At 60.8% G+C, this 22,234-nt stretch carries 23 protein-coding genes; 11 read left to right on the top strand and 12 right to left on the bottom strand.

Going from position 1 to position 22,234, the window contains the following annotated elements:
- Nucleotides 1-14 precede the first annotated feature (14 nt).
- Both FHT77_RS15660 and FHT77_RS15655 read right to left on the bottom strand, forming a co-directional pair.
- Nucleotides 15-743, bottom strand: a complete 729-nt coding sequence (locus FHT77_RS15660) for an esterase family protein (protein WP_153271540.1) — start codon at nucleotides 741-743, stop codon at nucleotides 15-17.
- Nucleotides 740-1,708, bottom strand: a complete 969-nt coding sequence (locus FHT77_RS15655; protein WP_183755969.1) for an acetylxylan esterase — start codon at nucleotides 1,706-1,708, stop codon at nucleotides 740-742. Before FHT77_RS15655 ends, FHT77_RS15660 begins: the two co-directional genes overlap by 4 nt.
- A 169-nt stretch (nucleotides 1,709-1,877) precedes the next feature.
- On the opposite strand from FHT77_RS15655, the gene FHT77_RS15650 reads away from it, so the two are divergent.
- The 3 genes from FHT77_RS15650 (at nucleotide 1,878) to FHT77_RS15640 (ending at nucleotide 6,201) form a co-directional block, all read left to right on the top strand.
- Nucleotides 1,878-3,251 carry a GH1 family beta-glucosidase gene (locus tag FHT77_RS15650; protein WP_183755873.1) on the top strand — a complete coding sequence of 458 codons (1,374 nt, stop codon included), beginning with the start codon at nucleotides 1,878-1,880 and terminating at the stop codon, nucleotides 3,249-3,251.
- A 43-nt stretch (nucleotides 3,252-3,294) separates the two neighbouring features.
- Nucleotides 3,295-3,843: an NADPH-dependent FMN reductase gene (locus tag FHT77_RS15645; RefSeq protein WP_183755872.1), complete on the top strand. Its 549-nt coding sequence runs from the start codon at nucleotides 3,295-3,297 to the stop codon at nucleotides 3,841-3,843.
- A gap of 147 nt (nucleotides 3,844-3,990) precedes the next feature.
- Nucleotides 3,991-6,201 carry an EAL domain-containing protein gene (locus FHT77_RS15640; protein ID WP_183755871.1) on the top strand — a complete coding sequence of 737 codons (2,211 nt, stop codon included), beginning with the start codon at nucleotides 3,991-3,993 and terminating at the stop codon, nucleotides 6,199-6,201.
- Nucleotides 6,202-6,207: 6 nt separating this feature from the next.
- Here the strand turns inward: FHT77_RS15640 and FHT77_RS15635 are convergent, their stop codons facing one another.
- From FHT77_RS15635 to FHT77_RS15625, 3 genes are read right to left on the bottom strand one after another with little or no spacing between them, the layout of a single operon-like run.
- Entirely contained in the window at nucleotides 6,208-7,149 is a 942-nt protein-coding gene (locus FHT77_RS15635; RefSeq protein WP_183755870.1) for a rhodanese-related sulfurtransferase, read from the bottom strand.
- Nucleotides 7,150-7,195: 46 nt separating this feature from the next.
- Nucleotides 7,196-8,104: a CHAD domain-containing protein gene (locus FHT77_RS15630; RefSeq protein WP_183755869.1), complete on the bottom strand. Its 909-nt coding sequence runs from the start codon at nucleotides 8,102-8,104 to the stop codon at nucleotides 7,196-7,198.
- Nucleotides 8,082-8,570: a CYTH domain-containing protein gene (locus tag FHT77_RS15625; protein ID WP_183755868.1), complete on the bottom strand. Its 489-nt coding sequence runs from the start codon at nucleotides 8,568-8,570 to the stop codon at nucleotides 8,082-8,084. Before FHT77_RS15625 ends, FHT77_RS15630 begins: the two co-directional genes overlap by 23 nt.
- Nucleotides 8,571-8,725: 155 nt before the next feature.
- Between FHT77_RS15625 and FHT77_RS15620 the strand changes: the two genes are divergently transcribed.
- The 4 genes from FHT77_RS15620 to FHT77_RS15605 all read left to right on the top strand — a co-directional run bounded on the left by FHT77_RS15620 (nucleotide 8,726) and on the right by FHT77_RS15605 (nucleotide 11,158).
- Nucleotides 8,726-9,364 (top strand): 2-dehydro-3-deoxy-phosphogluconate aldolase, encoded by a 639-nt coding sequence (locus tag FHT77_RS15620; RefSeq protein ID WP_183755867.1) that lies wholly within the window; start codon nucleotides 8,726-8,728, stop codon nucleotides 9,362-9,364.
- Nucleotides 9,365-9,472: 108 nt separating this feature from the next.
- Nucleotides 9,473-10,183: a tellurite resistance TerB family protein gene (locus FHT77_RS15615; protein WP_183755866.1), complete on the top strand. Its 711-nt coding sequence runs from the start codon at nucleotides 9,473-9,475 to the stop codon at nucleotides 10,181-10,183.
- Nucleotides 10,184-10,253: 70 nt separating this feature from the next.
- Nucleotides 10,254-10,946, top strand: coding sequence for a GNAT family N-acetyltransferase (locus tag FHT77_RS15610; RefSeq protein ID WP_183755865.1), 693 nt, complete (start codon nucleotides 10,254-10,256; stop codon nucleotides 10,944-10,946).
- Nucleotides 10,943-11,158 (top strand): hypothetical protein, encoded by a 216-nt coding sequence (locus FHT77_RS15605; protein WP_183755864.1) that lies wholly within the window; start codon nucleotides 10,943-10,945, stop codon nucleotides 11,156-11,158. The genes FHT77_RS15610 and FHT77_RS15605 overlap by 4 nt, the downstream gene beginning before the upstream one ends.
- A 16-nt stretch (nucleotides 11,159-11,174) precedes the next feature.
- On the opposite strand, the gene FHT77_RS15600 is transcribed toward FHT77_RS15605, so the two are convergent.
- The 3 genes from FHT77_RS15600 to FHT77_RS15590 form a co-directional block, all read right to left on the bottom strand.
- On the bottom strand, nucleotides 11,175-12,194 hold the full coding sequence (locus FHT77_RS15600) for a nickel/cobalt transporter (RefSeq protein WP_246719870.1): 1,020 nt from the start codon (nucleotides 12,192-12,194) through the stop codon (nucleotides 11,175-11,177).
- 53 nt (nucleotides 12,195-12,247) lie between these two features.
- Entirely contained in the window at nucleotides 12,248-12,889 is a 642-nt protein-coding gene (locus FHT77_RS15595) for a DUF1007 family protein (RefSeq protein ID WP_183755862.1), read from the bottom strand.
- Between the two features lie 87 nt (nucleotides 12,890-12,976).
- Entirely contained in the window at nucleotides 12,977-13,870 is an 894-nt protein-coding gene (locus tag FHT77_RS15590; protein WP_183755861.1) for a LysR family transcriptional regulator, read from the bottom strand.
- A gap of 570 nt (nucleotides 13,871-14,440) precedes the next feature.
- On the opposite strand from FHT77_RS15590, the gene odc2 reads away from it, so the two are divergent.
- From odc2 to FHT77_RS15575, 4 genes are all read left to right on the top strand, one after another.
- Nucleotides 14,441-15,574, top strand: a complete 1,134-nt coding sequence (odc2, locus tag FHT77_RS15585; protein WP_065694722.1) for an ornithine/lysine decarboxylase — start codon at nucleotides 14,441-14,443, stop codon at nucleotides 15,572-15,574.
- Nucleotides 15,575-15,713: 139 nt separating this feature from the next.
- Entirely contained in the window at nucleotides 15,714-16,304 is a 591-nt protein-coding gene (locus FHT77_RS15580; protein ID WP_183755860.1) for a GNAT family N-acetyltransferase, read from the top strand.
- A gap of 897 nt (nucleotides 16,305-17,201) precedes the next feature.
- On the top strand, nucleotides 17,202-17,432 hold the full coding sequence (locus tag FHT77_RS32050; RefSeq protein ID WP_312859751.1) for a DUF6719 family protein: 231 nt from the start codon (nucleotides 17,202-17,204) through the stop codon (nucleotides 17,430-17,432).
- Nucleotides 17,433-17,519: 87 nt separating this feature from the next.
- Nucleotides 17,520-18,530: a serine hydrolase gene (locus FHT77_RS15575; protein ID WP_183755859.1), complete on the top strand. Its 1,011-nt coding sequence runs from the start codon at nucleotides 17,520-17,522 to the stop codon at nucleotides 18,528-18,530.
- 21 nt (nucleotides 18,531-18,551) lie between these two features.
- Here the strand turns inward: FHT77_RS15575 and FHT77_RS15570 are convergent, their stop codons facing one another.
- The 4 genes from FHT77_RS15570 to FHT77_RS15555 all read right to left on the bottom strand — a co-directional run bounded on the left by FHT77_RS15570 (nucleotide 18,552) and on the right by FHT77_RS15555 (nucleotide 22,070).
- Nucleotides 18,552-19,049: a GNAT family N-acetyltransferase gene (locus FHT77_RS15570; RefSeq protein WP_183755858.1), complete on the bottom strand. Its 498-nt coding sequence runs from the start codon at nucleotides 19,047-19,049 to the stop codon at nucleotides 18,552-18,554.
- A gap of 5 nt (nucleotides 19,050-19,054) precedes the next feature.
- Complete coding sequence (locus FHT77_RS15565; RefSeq protein WP_183755857.1) at nucleotides 19,055-20,044, bottom strand: WD40 repeat domain-containing protein; 990 nt, start codon at nucleotides 20,042-20,044, stop codon at nucleotides 19,055-19,057.
- A complete protein-coding gene (locus FHT77_RS15560) occupies nucleotides 20,044-21,153 on the bottom strand; it encodes a CobW family GTP-binding protein (RefSeq protein WP_183755856.1) in 1,110 nt (369 codons plus the stop codon). The genes FHT77_RS15565 and FHT77_RS15560 overlap by 1 nt, the downstream gene beginning before the upstream one ends.
- Nucleotides 21,154-21,278: 125 nt before the next feature.
- On the bottom strand, nucleotides 21,279-22,070 hold the full coding sequence (locus FHT77_RS15555; protein ID WP_183755855.1) for a creatininase family protein: 792 nt from the start codon (nucleotides 22,068-22,070) through the stop codon (nucleotides 21,279-21,281).
- Nucleotides 22,071-22,234 lie beyond the last annotated feature (164 nt).

The raw sequence follows: 22,234 nt of genomic DNA, 5'->3' as shown, positions 1-22,234 counted from the left end.
GAATGGCTGCCGGATCAGATGTAGAGGCCGGCCATCTTGCGCCAGGCGCCTGCGCGATGCGCGCGACCGTTCCAGACATGCAGCTGGTGTCCGACCTGCTTCTCCGCAAGCAGCCGGCTGAGGTGGTAGTTGTTGTCGAGGAACGGGTCGGCGTCGCCGATGGTCAGGACGATCTCGACCTCGCGTAGTTTCTCCAGCTGCCAGCCGCCATGCAGTCCCGGCAGGAAGTGCGTCGGCGTATGGAAATAGACGGCGTCGTCGTAATAGCCGTCGAACAGATCGCCGAAGGATTCGACCCTGATCGTCAGGTCATAGCGGCCGGAGAAGGCAACCAGCTTGCGGAACAGGTGCGGATGCCGGAAGACCAGGCTGGCGGCCTGGAAGGCGCCGAGGCTGCAGCCATGCACGATGGTGCACTCATGTCCGTTCTTCGATGCCATCAGCGGCAGGACTTCGTTCAGGATGTAGTCCTCGAAGGCCGTGTGGCGGCGGATGCGCTCGGCCGGATGCCGGTCGAAGCCGTAGAAGGTCTCGGCGGCGAGCCCCTCGATGCAGTAGAGCTGCAGTTGGCCGGCGTGCAGCTTTTCGGCAAGACTCTCTATAACGCCGAGCCTTTCGTATTCCCAGAAACGTCCCTCGCGGGTCGGAAACATCAGCACCTTGGCGCCGGCATGGCCGAACACCAGCAACTCCATCTCGCGATGCAGGCGCGGACTATGCCAGCGCAGATATTCCCGGTTCATAACACCTTGAAGAAATCTCGGACTTTCTCGCGCAGAATCGCGCTCTGCTCAATGCTTCCGGGATAATCGAAGTGTCCCGCATCCAATATGAAGGTTTCATTATATTTTGATGTCGGCAGGGCGTTGGCCACCGCGAACTGGCAGGGCGGTGCCACGGCCGGGTCGAAGAGGGCGACGGCTGCGAGCATCGGCACCTTGATCCGGCTTGCAGCACTGGCGGCGTCGAACATGCGCAGGGTGTCGAGCACGCTTCCGTGTGCCTTCTGGTACGTCTGCACGGAATCGGCGCTGCCGACGGTCGGCAGTGTCAACCATTGTTCCCGGTCGCCGAAGGTCGGGACGACGAGGTGGCCGCGATCGATGCGCGGATCGAACGGGATCGCCAGTGCGCCGATGCCGCCGCCGAAGCTGACGCCGCTATAGCCGATGTGGCCGGAGAGCCATGGATAAAGTGCCAGAAGCGTTGACACGGCAAGCCAGAGATCGTCGACGCAGCCACCGATGATGTAGGTGTCCGGACGTGCGATGCCCTGCAGGACGTGGCCCGACGCATCGGCCGGAATCGGCGGGCGGGCGCTGAGCGACAGGCCGCGGGCGCAGGGGAAGAGGATGGCAGCTTCCTCGACCGGCAGGTCGAAATCGGGCGCGTCGCGACCGCCATAGCCGTGGCCCACTACCAATCCGCGGCGTACCGGCCGTTGCCGGGGCAGGAGCAGCCAGCCGCCGATCTCGAAGCCACCGGTCGAGGTGGTGTAGGTGATGTCGAGCACCTGCCAGTCGGGATGGGTCAGCTGGCTTTTCCGAAGTACCGGCCGTGGGTCGGTGGCGATCGCCTTTTCGTATCGGGCCTGCCAGAAGGTGTCGAAGCCCGGCGGCGCCTCGGGCGGTACGATCGCTCGGAGATCGGCAAGGGTCATGCCGTAGGTGGGGTCGAAGGCGAAGGGGTGTGTGGTGGGAATGCTCATGGGAGGGTTGTTTCGCGAAAAGGCGGGCGATGCAAGGCACGAACACCTGATGCGTAAGGCGCCCTCGGGATGGCTAACCTGAAACGTTACAGTGTTGTCACTTCCACCCTGTACAACACCGGTCCGCTTGGCTAAACCGCCTCTCGAAACCATGAAGAACGGGATTTCCATGATCGATCCGAAGACCCTTGCTGCCCGCTTCCCGGGCGATTTCACCTTTGGCGTTGCGACGGCAGCGTTTCAGATTGAAGGCGCTTCCAAGGCAGACGGCCGCAAGCCCTCCATCTGGGATGCCTTCTGCAACATGCCGGGTCGTGTCTTCAACCGCGACAATGGCGATGTCGCCTGCGATCACTATAACAGGCTCGATCAGGACCTCGATCTCATCAAGTCCATGGGCGTCGAAGCCTACCGCTTCTCGATCGCCTGGCCGCGTATCATCCCTGACGGCACTGGCCCTGTGAATGAGGCGGGTCTCGATTTCTACGATCGCCTCGTCGATGGCTGCAAGGCGCGGGGCATCAAGACCTTCGCAACGCTCTACCACTGGGATCTGCCGCTGCTTCTTGCCGGTGACGGCGGCTGGACGGCGCGGTCGACGGCATATGCGTTCCAGCGCTATGCCAAGACCGTGATGGCCCGCCTCGGCGACCGCCTCGACAGCGTCGCGACCTTCAACGAACCGTGGTGCATTGTTTGGCTCAGCCATCTCTATGGCATTCATGCGCCGGGCGAGCGCAACATGCAGGCGGCGCTGCACGCCATGCACCATATGAACCTCGCGCATGGCCTCGGCGTCGAGGCGATCCGCGCGGAAGCGTCCAATGTGCCTGTCGGCCTCGTGCTCAACGCCATGTCCGTCATGCCGGGCTCCGACAGCGCGGCCGATCAGGCGGCTGGCGAACGTGCGCACCAGTTCCACAACGGCGCCTTCTTCGATCCGGTCTTCAAGGGCGAATACCCGAAGGAGTTCCTGGAAGCGCTCGGCGACCGCATGCCTGTTGTGGAAGAGGGTGACCTGAAGATCATCAACCAGAAGCTCGACTGGTGGGGCCTCAACTATTACACGCCGCTGCGTGTCGCCGATGATCCTGCGAAGAACGGCGATTTCCCTTGGACCGTCGAGGCGCCACGCGTCAGCGACGTGAAGACCGATATCGGCTGGGAAGTCTATGCGCCTGGCCTGAAGAACGTCGTTGAGGACCTCTATCGTCGCTACGAGCTGCCGGAGTGCTACATCACCGAGAACGGTGCCTGTGACAATGCCGGCATCGAACAGGGAGAAGTCAACGATACGATGCGCCTGGATTACTACGGCGAGCACCTGGATGTCGTCGCCGACCTGATCAAGGACGGCTATCCGATGCGCGGCTACTTCGCCTGGAGCCTGATGGACAATTTCGAGTGGGCCGAGGGCTACCGCATGCGTTTCGGCCTCGTCCATGTCGACTACGACACGCAGGTTCGCACGGTGAAGAAGAGCGGCAAGTGGTACAGCGAGCTTGCCGCGCAGTTCCCGAAGGGGAACCACAAGAGCAGCTAAGGGCACATGGCGCGAATCGGCGCCGTGGCTTAAACCCAAGCGCATGGAAAAGCCGCTCGTCCTCTATGCGATCTGCGGCAGCCAGCGAAAGGCTTCGACCAACCGCCGGCTGCTCGAAGCCCTCCGCGACAACGCACCAGCAGGTGTCGCGATCGAGATCTCGGATCTGATCGGCGAACTGCCGATCTTCAGCCCCGACCGCGAGGGCGAAAACACGCCAGCGATCGTTGAAACGTTCGCAGCCAAGATCCGGGCGGCCGACGGCATCATCGTCGCCTGTCCGGAATATGCCCATGGCCTGCCGGGCGGATTGAAGAACGCGCTCGATTGGCTCGTGTCCCGTGACGAAGTGCCATTCAAGCCTGTGATGATCGCGCATGCCTCGCATCGCGGCGATTTCGCGCTAGAACAGTTGACCGAAGTGCTGAGGACGATGTCGTTCGCCCTCGTCGACGGCGCCTTTTTGCGGCTTCCGTTGCTCGGAAAATCGGACGGCGCGCTGGCAGCCGCCTTGGCCGAAAGCACCATAAGCGGTCCCCTCGTATCAGCACTTGTAAAATTCTGTGCTGCAATCAATATCCCAAAGATCTGATCGCGTCAGACAAGTATTTGAAATATTTAAACATATTCTGCGTTTCTGTGTTCATCACGCTGGAAGGCGGATGATTAATCGTTACATCGATCTTTAACCGTTTCTTGAGCCCTTGGCTGGCAGACTTCCTCAATCGGGGAGCAGTGAATGCGGGCTATTCTTGGGGGAAGCAGAAGAGGTTTAGGCTTCGGTCGTCATGCGACCGTTGCTGGCGTGCTCTTTTCCTTCGCCATAGTCGTCGCGATCGTCACCCTACTCGTGCTAAGCGCGCTTCAACGCGTCGCGGACCGTTCGAATGTGTTGGACGACGAGCGCTCAAGCGAAACGATGTCCGGCGCGCTGAAAACCTTCGAGATGCAGCTGGGCGCGACGCTCAACGACTACGCAGCCTGGGATGACGCTGCCGTTAACGTCTATGCCGCCGATGGCATGGCTTGGACGATCAGCAACTACGGTGAGATGTCGGTCAACAGCTCGCTGTTCGACATGGCGATCGTGATCGATGACGAGAAGAAGCCGATCATGGCCTATCAGGAAGGCAAGCCAATGAACGGCGCGCTGAATGATTTCTTCTCCTCTTCGCTCTGGACGCTGTTCGACAAGGTGAAGGCTGCGGCCCCGCAGGACAACCCGGAGGCGACGGGTTTTGTCAGTACGAAAGCCGGGATCGCCGTCGTTGGCGTGGCGCTGGTGCGCGAGAAATCGGGTGCGCTCGATATTCCGGCAGGAAAGCATCGCTATCTCATCTTCGCCAGGCATCTGAACGCCGACAAGGTTACGGAGCTTGGTGCGACCTACGTTATTGGCGGGTTGAAGCTGGTCGCTCCGGAATTCGAAACTCCTTATTCCGTGACGATCACCGACGCGCAATCGGTTGCTCTCGGCAAGCTGGTCTGGGTGTCGCGAGCGCCCGGCGATATCGGCTATGGCGAGGTTCGTCCGATGGTCGTGAAGGCGGTCGGGCTCGTCGGCCTGTTCTTCATCGTCCTCCTCATCATCGGCTGGCTGGCGCTGCGACGCCTCAAGGCGGAGGAAATCAATGCCCGCGAGGAAGCCAATCGTGACAGGTTGAGCGGTTTGATGAACCGCGACGGGCTTGGAACGGCGATCGACGCCTTCGTCGCAGAAGCAGCCGATACCCGCCGCAATGTGCTCATCCTTTACCTCGATCTCGACGGCTTCAAGGAAGTCAACGACGCGTATGGTCACGGGACTGGCGACCAGCTGATCCGCGCGGTTGCCGCCGGTCTCAACGTGCTTATCCCGGAGGGCGCTGTTCTGGCCCGCATCGGTGGCGACGAGTTCGCCATCGCTTTTGTCTCCGAAAGTGAGCATGCGGTTGCTCTGCAGCTTTCCGAGCAGATCCTGGACTTCCTGGCCGAGCCCCTGGAGATCGGCCGGCGTGTCGTTGTCATCGGCGCGAGCATCGGCATCGCCATGTCGGAAGGCGGCGCGATCGACCGCGAGGAACTGGTTCGTCGCGCCGACCTTGCCATGTACAAGGCCAAGGAAGCCGGCCGCGCGCGCATGACGCTTTACGATCCGGCAATGGATGCGGACCGCGCGGAGCGCAACGCTCTGGAACTCGATTTGCGGATGGCGATCGAAGGCGGCGACCTGCAGATCGCCTACCAGCCGCTGATCGACGCCGCGACCCATGAAATGACGGGCGTCGAGGCGCTGGTGCGGTGGAATCGCCCAGGCCACGGCCCGGTTTCACCCGAGGTCTTCATCCCCATCGCGGAAACCAGCGGGCTGATCGAGGCGCTGGGTCTTTTTGTTTTGCGCAAGGCTTGCGAAACCGCCAAGCAGTGGCCGGAGCTGCGTATCTCGGTCAACGTCTCGCCGGGGCAATTCCGAAACCCGGCTTTCGCCGACTATGTCCGATACGTGTTGAAGCAGACGGAGATCGAGGCCAAACGCGTGACGCTCGAAGTCACCGAAGGCTACATGATCCAGAACCCGCAGCGCACCCGGCAGGCAATCGAGCGGCTGAAGACGCTGGGGGTCAAGGTTGCGCTCGACGATTTCGGCTCGGGTTTCTCGTCCATCGGTTATCTCAGGCAGTTCGGCTTCGATCGCATCAAGATCGATCGCTCGCTGGTCATGAACATCCTCGAAAGCGAGAGCCAGCGCGAAATGCTGCAGGCGACCGTGGCGCTTGCCCGCTCGCTCGACATTCCGGTCACGGCGGAAGGCATCGAGACCGAGGAGCAGGGCATCGCGGTGCGGCTCTTCGGCTGCGATACGCTGCAGGGCTATTTCTTCGGTCGACCGATGCCCGCAGAGCAGATCACTGAACGGCTGATGCACGTTCGCGCGGCGAAGGTCACAACCCGCCGCACCAACGCCGCCTAAGGCAAGTTAAGTGCCGATGTGCTTCTGGCCACGCTTCTTGGCGAGCGCAATCTGATGCTGCCGCTGGCGATAGCGCAGACGGTCGTCCTCGCTGCGCGTGTGGTAGCAGTTGCTGCAGGACACACCTTCCTCGTATTGCGGTGAGGTAATCTCCTCGGCCGTGATCGGATTGCGGCAGGCGTGGCAGAGCTTGTGCTCGCCCTCCTTCAGGCCATGCTCGACCGACACGCGCTCGTCGAAGACGAAGCAGGCGCCGTCCCAGAGGCTCTCTTCCTGCGGGACTTCCTCGAGGTATTTCAGTATGCCACCCTTGAGGTGGTAAACCTCCTCGAAGCCCTGCTCCTTCATGAAAGCGGTTGCCTTCTCGCAACGGATGCCGCCGGTGCAGTACATGGCGATCTTCGGCTTGTTGTGCAGGCCGCTGTTGTTGCGCACCCAGTCCGGGAACTCGCGGAAGGTTTTCGTGTTCGGATCGACGGCTCCGCGGAAGATTCCGATTGCCGTTTCGTAGTCATTGCGGGTGTCAATGACGATCGTATCAGGATCGGAGATCAGCGCATTCCAGTCCTGCGGCGTGACGTAGGTGCCGACCACCTTGTTGGGGTCGATGTTCTCGACGCCCATGGTGACGATCTCTTTCTTGAGCTTCACCTTCATGCGCAGGAAGGGCATCTTCGATGCACGGCTTTCCTTGTGCTCGAGCGCGGCGAATTCCGGCTGGGCACGCAGAAACGCCAGCACCGTCTTTATGCCCGCATCCGGGCCGGCGATCGTGCCGTTGATCCCCTCGTGCGCCAGAAGCAGCGTGCCCTTCACGCCGTTTTCCTCGCAAAGCGTCTGAAGCGGCTCGCGCAGGCTCTCGAAGCGCGGGACCGAAACGAAATGGTAGAGAGCCGCAACGAGGAAGGGGCTCGTCGCAGACGTCGGTTGTGTCAGCGTGTCTGTCATGCGGCTGCAAATACAGCTTTCCGGGTTTTTGCGCAATTGGGGCGATTCAGCTCACCTGCGCGCGCCAGAGCAATTCGATCCGGTCCGCTTCCTCCTGCGGATCATCGCCGAAGACGTCTTCTGCCCGCTCAAGTGCCGCGCGTCGGTCCTCCTGCTGGCGGAAGATGATCGCGTCGAGCAGTCGCGCGAGGTCGTCGGCATTCGGAAAATGTTGCGGTTCGGCCTCCACCAGTGCGCAGAGCACATCGAGGTCATGGATATGGCCGAGCAGATCGATCAGGCCGGTCGTCACCTCGTATTTCGCCTTCATTGCCGCAGGCCAGAGCGGTCGAAGCAGCCGCTGGTAGGCCCGGCAGTCCTGCGCCCGCTTGCGCAATGTGTGAAAGGTTTCCGCCGAGGCTTCGGCATGGCAATGCTCGATGGCCTTCCGCGCCTTCGATGTCGTGTCGCGCCAGCCCTTGGCGACAAGCCGTGCATTCCTGCGCGGACCGCCGTTGAAGTGGACCTCTTCAACAGCTGCGATGGCGTCCCTCAGCACGCCCGGTGCCTCGGCGAGTTTTTGATCAATGTCGGCCTCGGCTTCGGCCATATGGTCGCGCCGGTTTTCGAGGGCTGCGACGATGCGGCCAAGCGCCTTCGCCTCTGCCGTGTTGCGGGCGGTTGTCTTCAGGTAGCCGACGGTCTCGATCAGCGCGGTCGCGTCCCGGATAGCGGAAAGCGACATTGCGAGATCACGAAGTCGGACGTTCTCGCTCTCCCGAAACGCCGGCACTTCGCTGGCCACCAAGCGATAAAGGGAACGCACGCGCTTCAGTTTTTTGCGAAAGGCATGGACCGCCTCGTGCTTACCCTCCGGCCTTTCTTCAAGTGCACGGATCGCGTGAGACAGCTGGCCGCCAGCCGCCTTCCTGAACTCTGCCGTGAAACTGTGGTCAGGCCGTATGCGAAAGGGCATGCCGATCGTGCTCGTATTCCGTGGCAAGCGCTTGGTTTGAGTAACGGAAATCGCCTGTGACCTCGCGGCCGACCCATGAAGGCAGCGAAGGATTGTCGCTCTCCGAGCGCATCTCCACTTCGGCGATCACCAAGCCACGGTACTGCCCGGCGAACACGTCAACCTCCCAAACGAAACCGCCATGGGGTACGCGATACCGTGTTTTTTCGATGACGATGCCTATCGCGTCGTCGAGGAGTTGCTCGGCGTCGGCGACGGGGATGTCGTATTCGAATTCCTCGCGGGTCAGCGTGCTCCGGCCGATCTTTACGGTCAGTCTCGCCTTCACATTGTCGAGTACGCGCACGCGTACCGAGCGGTCGTCCATCGAGGCAATATAGCCTTGCTTGAAAACGGATTTTGTCTCAGCTCCAGCGCGCCAGGCATCGCCGTGCACCAGAAACTTCCGCTCGATTTCTTTCGCCATTTCCGGTGAACCTTGTGTGACGATTTTATTACGCTAGCCTAATTTTACCCCCATGGGTACCCATAGTATTCCAAAGATGTGTTTCGGCTCGACAAAGCTTACCCTTGGGGTTATTCCGATCCCGAATTCAATCGTTTCAAAAGGATCACGCGGCCATGGGCGAAAAGACAGAAAAGCTCCTTTCCATCCTGAAACTCCAGCCTGTTGTTCCGGTCCTGATTGTCGATGACGTCAAGTCCGCCGTTTCGCTCGCGCGCGCTCTTGTCGCAGGCGGTTTGAAGGCAATCGAGATCACCATGCGCACGCCCTCTGCGCTCGATGCTGTTCGTGCCGTTGCCGACGAGGTCGAAGGCGCCGAGGTCGGGGCTGGCACCATCCTCAATGCCGCCCACTGGGATGCGGCGGTTGCCGCTGGCTCCAAGTTCGTCGTCAGCCCGGGTGCAACACAGGAATTGCTCGACGCTGCGCGCAAGTCGTCGGTTCCGCTGCTGCCGGGTGCTGCGACCGCAAGCGAAGTCATGGCGCTGCGCGAGGAAGGCTATCAGGTTCTGAAGTTCTTCCCGGCAGAACAGGCTGGTGGCGCGGCTTATCTCAAGGCGCTGTCCTCGCCGCTAGCAGGCACCGTCTTCTGCCCGACGGGCGGTATCTCGTTGAAGAATGCAAGGGATTACCTGTCTCTGCCGAACGTCATCTGCGTCGGTGGCTCCTGGGTTGCGCCGAAGGAACTGGTCGCCGCTGGCGATTGGGCCGGCATCACCAAGCTTGCGTCTGAAGCAGCTGCCCTGAAGGCCTGATTTCGCGGGAAACTCGCGCATGATGCAGGCGGAGGCTCCGCCTGCATTTGTATTTCGAGCGCCAATACCTATCTCCCCTCTGGCCTCTAGACAGGGAGATGATGAGGAATGTTCGACGCGAAAAAGCTTCTTGAGCAGTTCTTGGGTTCGCAGGTGCCAGGGGTCGGCGGTTCCGTCAAGGACCGGGCCGGCGACGCGATCCAGATGGCCAAGGATAATCCGTGGAAGGCAGGCGCGCTTGCGACCGTGCTCCTCGGAACCAAGACTGGTCGCAGTATCGCTGGCAATGCACTGACGATCGGTGGTTTGGCCGCCATCGCCGGCCTCGGCTATCAGGCCTACAGAAATTACCAGGCAGGGCAGGCGCCCGCAACGCCATCCGATGCGCCGCCTCCAAAGACGGCCGTCCTGCCGCCGCCCGCTGACTCCGGGTTCGGGGCGGCTTCACCGGCTCAAAGCAACGAGTTCGTCCTCGTTCTCATCCGCGCGATGATCGCTGCGGCCAAGGCCGATGGTCATATCGACGATGGTGAACGGGCGCTCATTCTCGACAAGATCAAGGCTGCCGATGTCAGTGGCGAAGCTGCCGCCTTCATCGAACGGGAGCTGTCGCAGCCGACCGACATCGATGCGCTGGTTGCAGCCGCGGCGACCGAGGAGCAGCGCGTGGAACTCTACACCGCGTCGCGCCTGACCATTGAACCGGATTCGCGCGCCGAGCGTGGCTATCTCGATCTGCTGGCCGGTCGTCTCGGCCTTCCCGATGCGCTTGTCGATCACATCGAGGCAACGGTGTCATCCGCCAAGATCAGTTTGTAAGGGTACCAATCGGCCAGTTGCCTTTCCCGGGCGGCTGGCCTAAGCCATGTGTCCTTATCTGGAGGAGCGCATGCGCGATCTATCGAATTTCAAGGGTTGCCCGGCACCGCAGCCGGTAACCCTCAAGGGCCGTTTCGTCACGGTTGAGCCCTATGTTCGCGAACAACATCTGCAAGCGTTGTGGGATGGGCTCGGCGGCATGGCTATCAATCCCCTGCTGCGCTATTTCGCGCAGCCCGATTTTACCGGTATGGAAGATTTCTCCAACTGGCTGCAGTCGGTCGCCAAATCGGGTTGGCTGACGCATATCTTCCGCGACAATGCCTCCGGCAAGATCGTCGGCATGGCAAACTACATGCGGGCCGATCCAGCCAACGGCGTGATCGAAGTGGGCGGTGTTGCGCACGGCGCTGATATGAAGCGCTCGCCGCTCTCCACGGAAGTCCACTATCTGATGGCCAAGCATATCTTCGAGGAGCTTGGCTACCGGCGCTATGAGTGGAAATGCGATAATCTGAACGAGGCGAGCAAGACAACGGCAGCCCGCTATGGCTTCACCTTCGAAGGCGTGTTCCGCCAGCACATGATTTCCAAGGGCCGCAACCGCGATACGGCGTGGTTTTCGATGATTGATTCCGAGTGGCCCGCCCTGAACGCGGCATTCGAAGCATGGCTGTCTCCCAACAATTTTGACGCGGATGGCAAGCAGAGGAGCCGGCTGGAGGATATTCGTGCTGAGATCAGCAAGGAAACAGCCGTATGACGGCTCCGAAATCGGAAGGCCGTTCGCAGGCAATTGCGGCGGCCATCATTCTCGTGACCGCCGGCATCGTGCTCTATTTCATGCCGGCCATCGTGCTCGCACTGGGCAGCTACTCGCCGTATCTTGCGGCCGGTGTCGGCGCCTGCCTGATCCTGGCCTTCTTCGTCGTGTTCTGGCTGAGAGCACGCTATCAGCGCCGGCGCGGCAAGTAGCGCTGCAGCCGTTCGACTAGCCTTGTAGCGAGGCGCCGAGCAGCAGCGCGCCCATGGCAATCACCAGCAGGGCGCCCAGAATTTCGATCGAATTCCCAATCCATACCGAAGCCGCCGAGCCGCGGCCGGCAAGCCGCATCGCCGTGCCCTTGGCGGTGACGGCAAGCGTTGCCAGGATCGCGACCGTTATCGCAGTGCCGAGCGACATGGCGATCACTGACAGCACGCCGCCGAGATAGAGCCCATTCAGAAGCGAGAAGGTCATCACCAGAAGCGCGCCCGAGCAGGGGCGCAGGCCGACCGCAATGATGGCTGACCAGGCTTCACGGATATTGAACTTCTCTCCCCCGAGCAGCGATGGATCGGGCACGTGCGATTGCCCGCAGGTCTCGCAGGCCATTCCCGCGATGAATTTGTGGCCGGCCCTAAGCGCGTCGGCTTCGCCGAAGGCGTAGCTCGAGCCCTGCGTCTGCGCTTCATTATCCTTCCAGTCCAGCATCATGCTGACGGGACCGGAAGAGGTTGCCATGGCCTCGCGGTTCGGCATGCCGGCGGTAAGCACCCGCAGCTTGCGAAACAGCAGCCAGCAGCCGAAGAGGATGATCATGACGAAGCTGGCGATTTCCATCGCCTGCGTTGCTGCAGTCAGGGTTATTCCAGTGCCACGAAGCACCAGCCATGCGCCGCCGACCAGGACGATTGCGACCAGTCCCTGCAGGAAGGCGGAGACGAAGGAGATCGACACGCCGCGTTTCAGCTCGATTTCGTTGGCGATCATGTAGGACGAAATGACCGCCTTGCCGTGTCCCGGGCCAGCGGCATGGAAGACGCCATAAGCAAACGAGAGGCCGATCAGTGTCCAGAGATGCCAGGAATCCTCACGCATGGCGCGCAGCGCGCCCGTCAGTGCACGATAGAAGGCCTGCTGCTGCGCATTAATGTAGAGGAGGAGGGGAGCGAGCGGGCCGCCTGTCGGCTGGAAGCTCGGCTCTGACGTGCCGATGCCGAGCGGCGACTGTGCATGGGCAACGGCCATGCCCGCGACGAGCACCAATGCGGCGCAGAGCGCAACCGGGCGAAGCCCGTGCCTCAGCATGTCAGATCCAGCCGCGTCGCGAAGAGCTTCGACATGTTCGTCCCCGTCGGGTCGTTGAAGAAGGCGTCGGTCAAGGATTGCTTGTTTTCGGCGATCACTTGGTCAGCATCAGGGCGGACGACCTGGTGCTTGCAGCTTTTGAAGCCATCGCCGACGAGGACCAGTTCGTTGTCGCTCGGAAAGTCGATCGAGGTGTAGAGCGTCGGATCATAGACGCCGAAGGTCAGCTGTCCCTTGAGCGGCATCTTCTCCGCCGGCTTGACGGCGAAGAACATCAGGAGCTGGCCCTGCTTGTAATCCACATGGATCAAGTCGGGCTTCTCGACCTTGATGTTCTTACCGTCCATCGTGAGGTTCATGTAGTAGTCGTAGTCGACTAGGGAGTCCCGCACCGTCTTGCCGACCTCGGCGAGCTCGTTCGGATCGAGCTTCAGGTCTGTATTCTTGTCGAAATCCATGACGACGGAGGACGAGAAGACCTCGTCGAAACGCCAGACGTTGCGCAGCTCCGCGACATTGCCATCGTCGTCAGCGACTATTTCGAGCCTTGCCTCAACGAACACATGCGGGTGCGCAAAGGCGGCGGCTGGCAGAAGCGACAGGAGCGACGCCATCAGGAGTGTCGATTTCTTCATGCGTGCTCTTAGTTGCGGGATCGCGTTGCGCCCTGAATCCTCGCCAGAAAATGGGACGGAATTGGGACCGGCCCCGGACAGCAAAGCTCAGGGGTGCTTCTTGAACCAATTGTGAAGATAGTCGACGAAGATGCGCACCTTGGCCGGCAGATACCGCCGGTGCGGATAGACGGCATAAATGCCGCGATCGGTCGGAATGTAATCGTTGAAGAGCGTGACCAGTTCGCCATTCTCGATCGGTTTGCGGGCGATGAAATCGGGAATCAACGCAACGCCGATACCCGCCAGCGCCGCGCGTAGCGTTGCATGCGGGCTGTTGACTTCCATCGGGCCGGTGACGGCAACAGCGAAGGAGGTGTTGTCGGGATTGTAGAAGCGAATGCTACCCTGGCTGCGCGAGTTCGTGTCGATGATGAAGGGGACGTTCGAGAGGTCCGAGGGGTGGGCGAGTTCGGGATGACGTTCCACGAAATCGGTTGTCGCGCAGAGATGGACCCGGAAATCCGAGATCTTGCGGGCGATCATGCCGGAATCCTCGAGCTTGGTCACGCGGATGGCGACGTCGAAGCCTTCCTCGATAAGATCGACGAATCGGTCGTCGGCGGCAATCTCCAGCGCGAGATCGGGATTTTCCCTGGCGAAATCGATCAGCGACTGGCCGACATCGGCGTCGACGAAGGTGCGAGGCACGGAGACCTTCAGCCGGCCCTTCAGCTGCGCGTTGTTCTCGCGCACGAGATCGGCGAGGTTGTCGATCTCCTTCAGGATGTCGGAAGCGGTGCGATAGTAGGTGTGGCCAGCCTCCGTCATGGAGAATTGGCGGGTCGTGCGATTGAGCAGCAGGGCGCCGAGTTCGTCTTCAAGTTCGCGGACATATTTGGAGAGCAGCGCCTTGGAACGGCCAGTGCGCCGCGCGGCGGCCGAAAAGCCTTCCGCTTCAACGACGTCGATGAAGGCGCGGATGCGAGTGAGCGTGTCCATGGTGGTCTCCCCCAAAAAAGCGCCGAACCGCCATTCAAATCAGTCAGTTGCGGGCCGTTTCGCCACGTTGAACAAATTGCGGTGTATTGTTCAAATATTTTCTGCCGGTAGATGCGAAAAAACCGCTTGATTATGACTGCGAATATTCCTATTTCGGGGTCAGCCCAAAGTCGCACGTGCCCATGGGTGTCCGCCGAACCCTCGAATTGGTGAGGAAATCGGTAAGGTACCTGGAATTAACCCCTCCAGTCGCTATTCCGGCCAACCGGAAAATGCGAGGACGCCTGAAGCAACGACGGTGCGGGCCTTTTTGTTCTCTCCCTGCTTTCCATCAGTGGGGGTTACTGAAGAGGCACACCTTCATTGCCGGAAGTGCGGTAGGGAACCCCCTCCAATCCATGGCAGACAAAGCCGGATCCATGTCGCTTACGCGGCGTTGATTCATCATCTGCGCAATCCAAGCGCTTGCTAAGGTTCCGGGGTCTCCACCGGCTGGTTCCTAGGCGAGTGATTGGTTGCCCTTTGTCCTCCGGTTTTTTCCGGAGCTCTGGAATTGGAAAAGGGATTGATATGACCACTCAGCGCATCCGCGACTTTCTCGCAACCCGACGTCCCGACGGTCCCTGCCTCGTGGTCGACCTCGACGTCGTGCGCGACAATTTCTCCGCTTTCCGTCACGCCATGCCGGATAGCGCGATCTACTACGCCGTCAAGGCAAACCCGGCTCCTGAAGTCCTGAAGCTGCTCGCCGACATGGGCTCCAACTTCGATTGCGCGTCCGTCGCCGAAATCGAAATGGCGCTGAACGCCGGTGCGACCGCTGCCCGTATCTCCTACGGCAACACGATCAAGAAGGAACGCGACGTTGCCCGCGCGCATGCGCTCGGCGTCAGCCTCTTTGCGGTCGATAGCCACGAGGAAGTGGAGAAGATCTCGCGTGCCGCTCCCGGCGCCCGCGTGTTCTGCCGCGTTCTCACCGATGGCGAAGGTGCCGAATGGCCACTGTCGCGCAAGTTCGGCTGCGTGCCGCAGATGGCCGTCGACGTTCTCGTCTACGCGCATCAGCTGGGCCTCGAGTCCTACGGTGTGTCGTTCCACGTCGGTTCGCAGATGACCAAGGTCGATGCCTGGGATTCGGCTCTTGCCGATGCCAAGCGCGTCTTCGTTCAGCTGGCCAAGCAGGGCATCCACCTGCAGATGGTCAACATGGGCGGCGGCTTCCCGACCAAGTATCTGCGCGACGTTCCGTCGGCAGAAGCTTACGGTCGTGCGATCTACCAGAGCCTTCGTGACCACTTCGGCAACAACCTGCCGAAGACGATCATCGAGCCGGGCCGCGGCATGGTCGGCAACGCCGGCGTCATCAAGACGGAAGTCGTGCTGATCTCGAAGAAGTCCGACAACGACGCCGCTCGCTGGGTGTTCCTCGACATCGGCAAGTTCGGCGGTCTGGCCGAAACGATGGACGAAGCCATTCGTTACCCGATCCGCACTGAGCGCGACGGCGACGAAATGGAGCCCTGCGTCATCGCCGGCCCGACCTGCGACTCTGCCGACGTGCTTTATGAGAAGAATCTCTACCCGCTGCCGCTCACCCTTTCGATCGGCGACGAGATCCTGATCGAAGGCACCGGCGCCTACACGACCACCTATTCGGCGGTCGCGTTCAACGGCTTCGAGCCGCTGAAGGCCTACATTATCTAGCACATGACCCTCGGATCGCAGATCCGGGATAGGCTTATGTGCCAATAAAGACCACGCTCGCCCCGTAGCCAGCCGGGGCGGCACCCTCACAATGATCTGACGATACCGTTTGAAACGGTTTTGAGTTCGGGAGGCCACGATGGCCGCTGTTCTTGATTCTGTCCGCGCATATTTTGCGCCTTCTGTCTTCGCCATCGACGCCGAAAACCCCGGCGATGTCGTCGCGCGCGAAAACCTGCTCGATCGCGCCATGGGCCCGAACCGCCGCAAGAAGTCGTCGGAGAAGATTCGCCGCGGCCGCCTGCCGGCCGAAGGCCTGGCACTTGTCGCGCGCGATCGCGACAACCATGTCATCGGCACTGTCCGTCTATGGAATATCGAGGCCGGCGTTAATGCCGATGCGACGCCGATCAATGCGCTGTTGCTTGGGCCGCTGGCCGTCGATTCCACCTTCGAGGGCAAGGGCGTCGGTTCGGCACTGATGCGCGCCGCCATTCTGGAAGCCAAGAACCGTGGGCACGGCGCCATCCTGCTCGTCGGCGATGCCCCTTACTACGAGCGTTTCGGCTTCTTTGCCGAAAAGGCTCAACATCTCGTCATGCCGGGTCCTTTCGAACGCTCGCGCTTCCTTGCGCTGCAGCTCATCGAGGGCTGGCTTGACGGCGCGGCCGGCATGATCGTCCCCTCGGGACGGATGCTGACAAGCGCCCCGGTCCGCAGGGCGGCGTGATCGGTGGAGCCTCTCCCCATCAGGGAGAGGCTTTTTTTGTTTCCTGCTTTTTGGAAATCGAGTTTAGAGGCGCCGGAAGAGCCGGCGAACGCGTAGCCTAAACTTTTACGACTGCTTGCCCCCTCAGGCTTCAATCATTTCACGACGCTTGCGTCGATGATTTGAGTTCCGGCAGTCTGAACGACATTTTCAGGTATAGCGGCGATGAAGAACATCGTGAAAGCATAAACCGCGAATACAGTCGCTGCGGCAGTGGCCCTTAGAATCATTCATGCACTCCTATTCTCAGGAGTTCAATGTGGGCTCAAAAGGCGGCTTTCCCAAGAGTTTTCTGAACGCCAGATGAACAAAAAACTGTGAGAGCAAAAATTAATGATATTTTAGCAACACCTGAGTTTCGCCCCGAAGGGGATGAAATTCCCGGTTTGTTCTCATCAATGTGCAATAATTTCAAGCATATAGATGAAAGTTTCGGCAGAAGTTTTCCTCGCTGACGCCGGGTCGCTCTATGATCTCCTCGTCATCGGGCAGGGAGCCGGGTTCATGAACCGGTCCGCTTTCCGTTCATATTTCGGCGCCCGATGACGGTTGCCAAGGCTGGGTCTGAAGCCGTCAGGGTGGAAGATCCATCGGGGGAATTGGGGTCGGGAGACGCTCCTGCCGATCTCGAGGTGCTGAAAGCCTGACGCTATCGGGCAGGCGATGCAGCCTGACATTTGCACTCCATCACTCCAATCGCCTGCCCGCCTCCCATCCGGCAAAGCCGTCGCGAAGCACTGCTCCGCGCGGCGTCTTGGGCTGCCTGCGCAAATGCCGGCTTACGCCTTTCGGCTTCGTTGTGCCGGCCTTCTTTCGGTAAGATAGTAAATTAGCAATGTTGAACTTGAGGGTGTGCAAATGGGACGTTCAATCTTGGTTCTGATGTTCACTTCGTTGCTCCTCGTCGCGGGCAGCTCCGCGCCGGCAAGCGCCGCGATCCGGACGGTCACATCGAAGCCGACCTTGGAGTCGCTGGAGCCGGGCCAAGCGGTGCTTTATGACGATAAGAAATGTCCGAGCGGCATGATCGCCAAGTACAGAAAGGCGCCGAAACGGTCGTCGATCAGCCGCACTTGCGTGCATCAGTGAACGCCCACCGATCATAAACCTTCACGTCCGCGTGAGGCGCATCGCGCGGGCGATGATTTTGGAGTGTGGCTACGCTAGCTCAGCGGAATGATTACACGCCTCGCTCTTCTCGTTTTTGTCCTGCTGTCGCCGTTTGCTGCCTTCGCGCAGCAGGAAAACGGCCGGATGGCAGCTCTCCTGGAGAATTTGTCGTCCCGCACGGATCTCAAGCCACTGAAGGCCGTGATCGTCGCTAGAGACGGGCGGATCGTGGCGGAGCAAGGATATCGCGGCCACACGACGACCGAGTCCGTCAACATCAAGTCCGCGTCGAAATCGATCATTTCAAGCCTCGTCGGCATTGCGATCGAGAAGAAGCTGCTCGAGGGCCCTGACCAGCCGATCGCTCCCATCTTGAAGGCCGACCTGCCTGCCGATCCCGATCCGCGTCTCAACCAGATCACGATTGGCAACCTGCTTTCCATGCAGGCGGGGCTTGGGCGGCTCTCCGGTCCCAACTACGGCCGCTGGGTTGCCTCGCAGAATTGGGTGCGGTTCGCGCTTGCGCAGCCTTTCGACGACGAGCCTGGCGGTCAGATGCTTTACTCGACTGCCTCCACGCACCTCCTCTCGGCGATCCTGACGAAGGTCAGCGGGAAGTCGACGCTGGCGATCGCCCGCGAATGGCTGGGACCCGTCGACGGTTTTCGGATCGGCGCCTGGGAACGGGACCCGCAAGGCATCTATCTCGGCGGCAACCAGATGGCGATGACAGCGCGCTCGCTGTTGGCCTTCGGGGAACTCTACCGCAATGGTGGCAGGACGGCGAACGGGACGCAGGTCGTTCCGGCGGACTGGATCGCCCAGTCCTGGCAGCATCGTGCCAATTCGCGCTTCTCTGGCGACGACTACGGCTATGGCTGGTTCTCACGCCGGATCGGCGGGGAAGAGGTCCATTTCGCTTGGGGCTATGGCGGCCAGATGCTTTATATCGTCCCCTCGCTCGGGATGACTGTTGTTATGACATCGGAGGAAACCGGCCCATCCGCGCGCACCGGCTATCGCGATGCCCTGCATGGTGTATTGGCCGAGATTATCATTGCCAGCCGCCAAAGCTGATCAGCGAAAGTCGGATACGGGCTAAGTGTCCGAAGACTTCAGTTGGTCACTCAATGACGGCGGGCGGCGCCAGTGATACAGAACATCAGGCTCCCGCTCCTCGTTGCCAGTGCCGTCCGTCTCTTCCACGGCCACAAAACCGTGGCGCTCGTAGAAACGTCGGGCATCAGTGTTCTTCTGAAACGTCCAGAGTTCTATTTCGTCCATCTCTTGCTGAGCGCGGTGAAGCAACATGCTGCCTATACCCCTGGCCTGGAACTCGGGGAGGACATAGAGCTGCTCGATTTCATTTTCGCCATACGCGATAACTCCGACGAGCCGTTGATCCGAGATGGCGCCGAGTATCGTGCGGTTGGGGAAAAGCTGCGTGCGCCAGTAAGCCTCGTCTTCTTCCGGGGTATGAACATCCGACAACCAGGGGAGCCGCTCCCAAAGCGCGAGACGACGCAGCATTGCGGCGTCTCGCATATGTTTGGCCTCAAGCCGGATAACGTCGGGCTGCTGCATCCCGCGGCGCATGGCGGCTAGGCCGCGATGTCGACGACGCCGCAATCGCCGGCTTCGGAGGCGAAGGCCAGCAGCTTTCCGTTCTTGCTCCAGCTCATCGAGGTGATGGCGCCCTTGCCGGGGCGCCGCAGCAGCGCTTCCTTGCTGTCGTTGAGACGTACGGCGAGGATCATGCCGTCGATGAAGCCGATTGCGAGGATGTCCTCCACGGGATGGAACTTGACCGACGTCGCCATGATGTTGGCGCGGGTGCCAAGCTCGAGCGGCGCCTTGCCCATCGGGCCGTCCTTGCCCTGGAAGGGCCAGACGATGGCGGCCGGTGCACCCGAGGAGGCAAGCCACTTGCCCTTCGCCGACCAGGAGAGCGACTTCACCTTGGAGGGGTAGCCGGTCATGCGCATGTGGCGGGCCTCGGCGCCGGCCTTGCTGTCGAGCTTCCAGCCGTGCAGCGCGTTTTCCTGCATCGTGGTGACGAGGAAGTTGCCGTCAGGCGAGAAGGTGACGCCGGTATGAGCACCCTTCCATTCGAGGTCGACGGGCTTGGCAGCGGTGCCGACCCAATGCAGCGATACGCCGTTATAGCGCGCCGCGGCAATGCGCATGCCCTTCGGCGCAAAGGCGAGGCCTTCGACGGTGCGTTCTTCGGTAAATTCCTTGGTCGTACCATCGGCGAGGCGGACGAAGGCGCTCTTGCCGTAGGAGTAGGCGACGGAGCCCTGCGGGCCGGCGGCAAGCTGGGAAATCCACTTGCGCGGCGCATTGGCGAGTTCTGTGACGTTGGCGTCGGCCGTGATGCGCAGCACCTTGCCGTCTTCGCCGCCGGAAATCAGGCTTTCGCTATAGGGGTCGCGGATGCAGCTCAGCATGCCCTGATGGGCTTCGGTCACCTTCTCGCCGCCGTCGAGGCGGTGAAAGGTGCCAGCGGCATTGGCGAAGAAGGGGGTGTCACCTAAAAATTCGACGGCCAGGATATGGCCGTCGAGATCAAACGGGGCAACTGTCGGCATCAGGCTGCCGCCTCGCACGCCTTGAAGGAAGCCTCGAGCTTTTCGCGGTCGAGTTCGCGGCCGATGAAGACGAGGCGGGTTTCGTGCTTCTCGCCATCCTTCCACGGACGCTGATGATCGCCTTCAACGATCATGTGGACGCCCTGAATGACATAGCGCTCCGGGTCGTCCTTGAAGGCGATGATGCCCTTGAGGCGCAGGATGTTCGGGCCCTGCGTCTGGGTGATCTTCTGGACCCAGGGGAAGAAGCGTTCGGGGTTCATTTCGCCGCCGCGCAGCGACACCGACTGCACCGTTACATCGTGGATCGGCGACACGGCGCCATGGTGATGGTGGTCGTGATCGTGGTGATGATGGTCATGGTCGTGATCGTGATCATGCGCATGGTGATGATGGTGGTGGTCGTGATCGCAATCCGGGCCGCAGACGTGATCGTCGTGGTCATGATCGAGGAAGTGCGGATCATTTTCCAGCGCGCGCTCCAGGTTGAAGGCGCCCTGATCGAGAACGCGCGCCAGATCGACGCCCGAACGACTGGTCTTGTAGACGCGGGCCGACGGGTTGATGGCGTGGACGACGTCCTCGATCTGCGCCAGCTCTTCCGGCGTCACGAGGTCCGTCTTGTTGATCAGCACGACATCGGCAAAGGCGATCTGGTCTTCGGCTTCGCGGCTGTCCTTCAGGCGTAGCGGCAGGTGCTTGGCGTCTACAAGGGCGACAACGGCATCGAGTTCCGTCTTGGCGCGGACATCGTCATCCATGAAGAAGGTCTGCGCGACCGGCACCGGATCGGCAAGGCCCGTGGTTTCAACGATGATGCCGTCGAAACGGCCGGGGCGGCGCATCAGGCCTTCGACGACGCGGATCAGGTCGCCGCGCACGGTGCAACAGACACAGCCGTTGTTCATTTCGTAGATTTCTTCGTCGGATTCGACGATGAGGTCGTTGTCGATGCCGATCTCGCCGAACTCGTTGACGATGACCGCATATTTCTTGCCGTGGTTCTCCGACAGGATGCGGTTGAGCAAGGTCGTCTTGCCGGCACCGAGGTAGCCGGTGAGGACGGTAACGGGAATTGGCTTCTGCTGGGTGGGGATCGCGTCGGTCATAAGAACCTCGAGAGATGGCACGCCCGGGGGCGGGGCTGAAAATTCGTTGGCTTCATATAAGGAGTTGCGGGCGGCAGTTCAAAGGGTTTTGTATGTTATAAGATCACATCGTGACGGCGGCCGCCTCAATGAAGCTCTGCCGGGTCGAATGCGTCGACATCCTCGAGCAGTTCGACCAGCCCTGTTACGGAATGCACAATCAGCGCCTCGCCCTTTTCCGCTGTCGCCAGCGATGCGTTGCCCGCCACACCCGATGCACTGAGATCCGAGATCTTCCACCCGAAGGCGTGCGGGCCGTAGGCACGCAGATGCTTGAAGCGGGCGGCAAAATCGGACTGACGGGAGGGAAAATCCCGGGCCTTGCTCATGTCGACCTTGTCAGGATGAAGCGCCAGCATCACCGACGTTTCTATGTCGCCGCCGTGGATATCGATCGCCTTTGCCTCGGGCGAGATGACGCCGGCGGGAACGCCGAAGCGCGTCCAACTGGTGGCGACGGCAAGCATATCGAACCGGACCCGCGCCTCTGTCGCGACGATCGTCATCAGTGGTGAGTTGCCGCCATGGGCATTCAGCATCACGAACTTGCGAATACCCATCTCCGAGAGTCTCTCGGCAATGCCAAGCCAGCGTTCGATTGCCTCGCCATATCGCAGCGTTTGTGTGCCCTTCACGTCCATATGCTCGATCGAGTAGCCGACCTCTTCCGTGGGCAGAAACGTCGCCGGCAAGGCGGCCGGAAGTGCGGCTTTGAGCCGGGCAACGATGCCCCTCGCGATCAGGGTGTCGGTATCGAAAGGCAGATGCGGACCATGCTGTTCATGCGCGCCAAGCGGCAGAACGGCGATCCATTGACGGCGGTCCGCGGGCGTCAGGTTCGTATCGTTATCCGCGAAGTCGCGAGAAGGCTCCGTCATCCGGCTAAGACCTCTTGTTTATGACGAAATGATGCGCAATGTCATTGTGCAGCGTTCTCAATGCTTAGCGCATAACCCCTTAAATCGAAATCGATTTGGGGGAGGTGATCATGAATGTTCCTGCTCCCCACACGTAAGGGGTGCGCAACGCAGCAAAGTCAAAG

The sequence above is a fragment of the Rhizobium sp. BK181 genome, assembly GCF_014193305.1.
In the GTDB taxonomy this organism is placed as follows: Bacteria; Pseudomonadota; Alphaproteobacteria; order Rhizobiales; family Rhizobiaceae; genus Rhizobium.
This window is presented reverse-complemented; position numbering and strand designations above follow the sequence as displayed.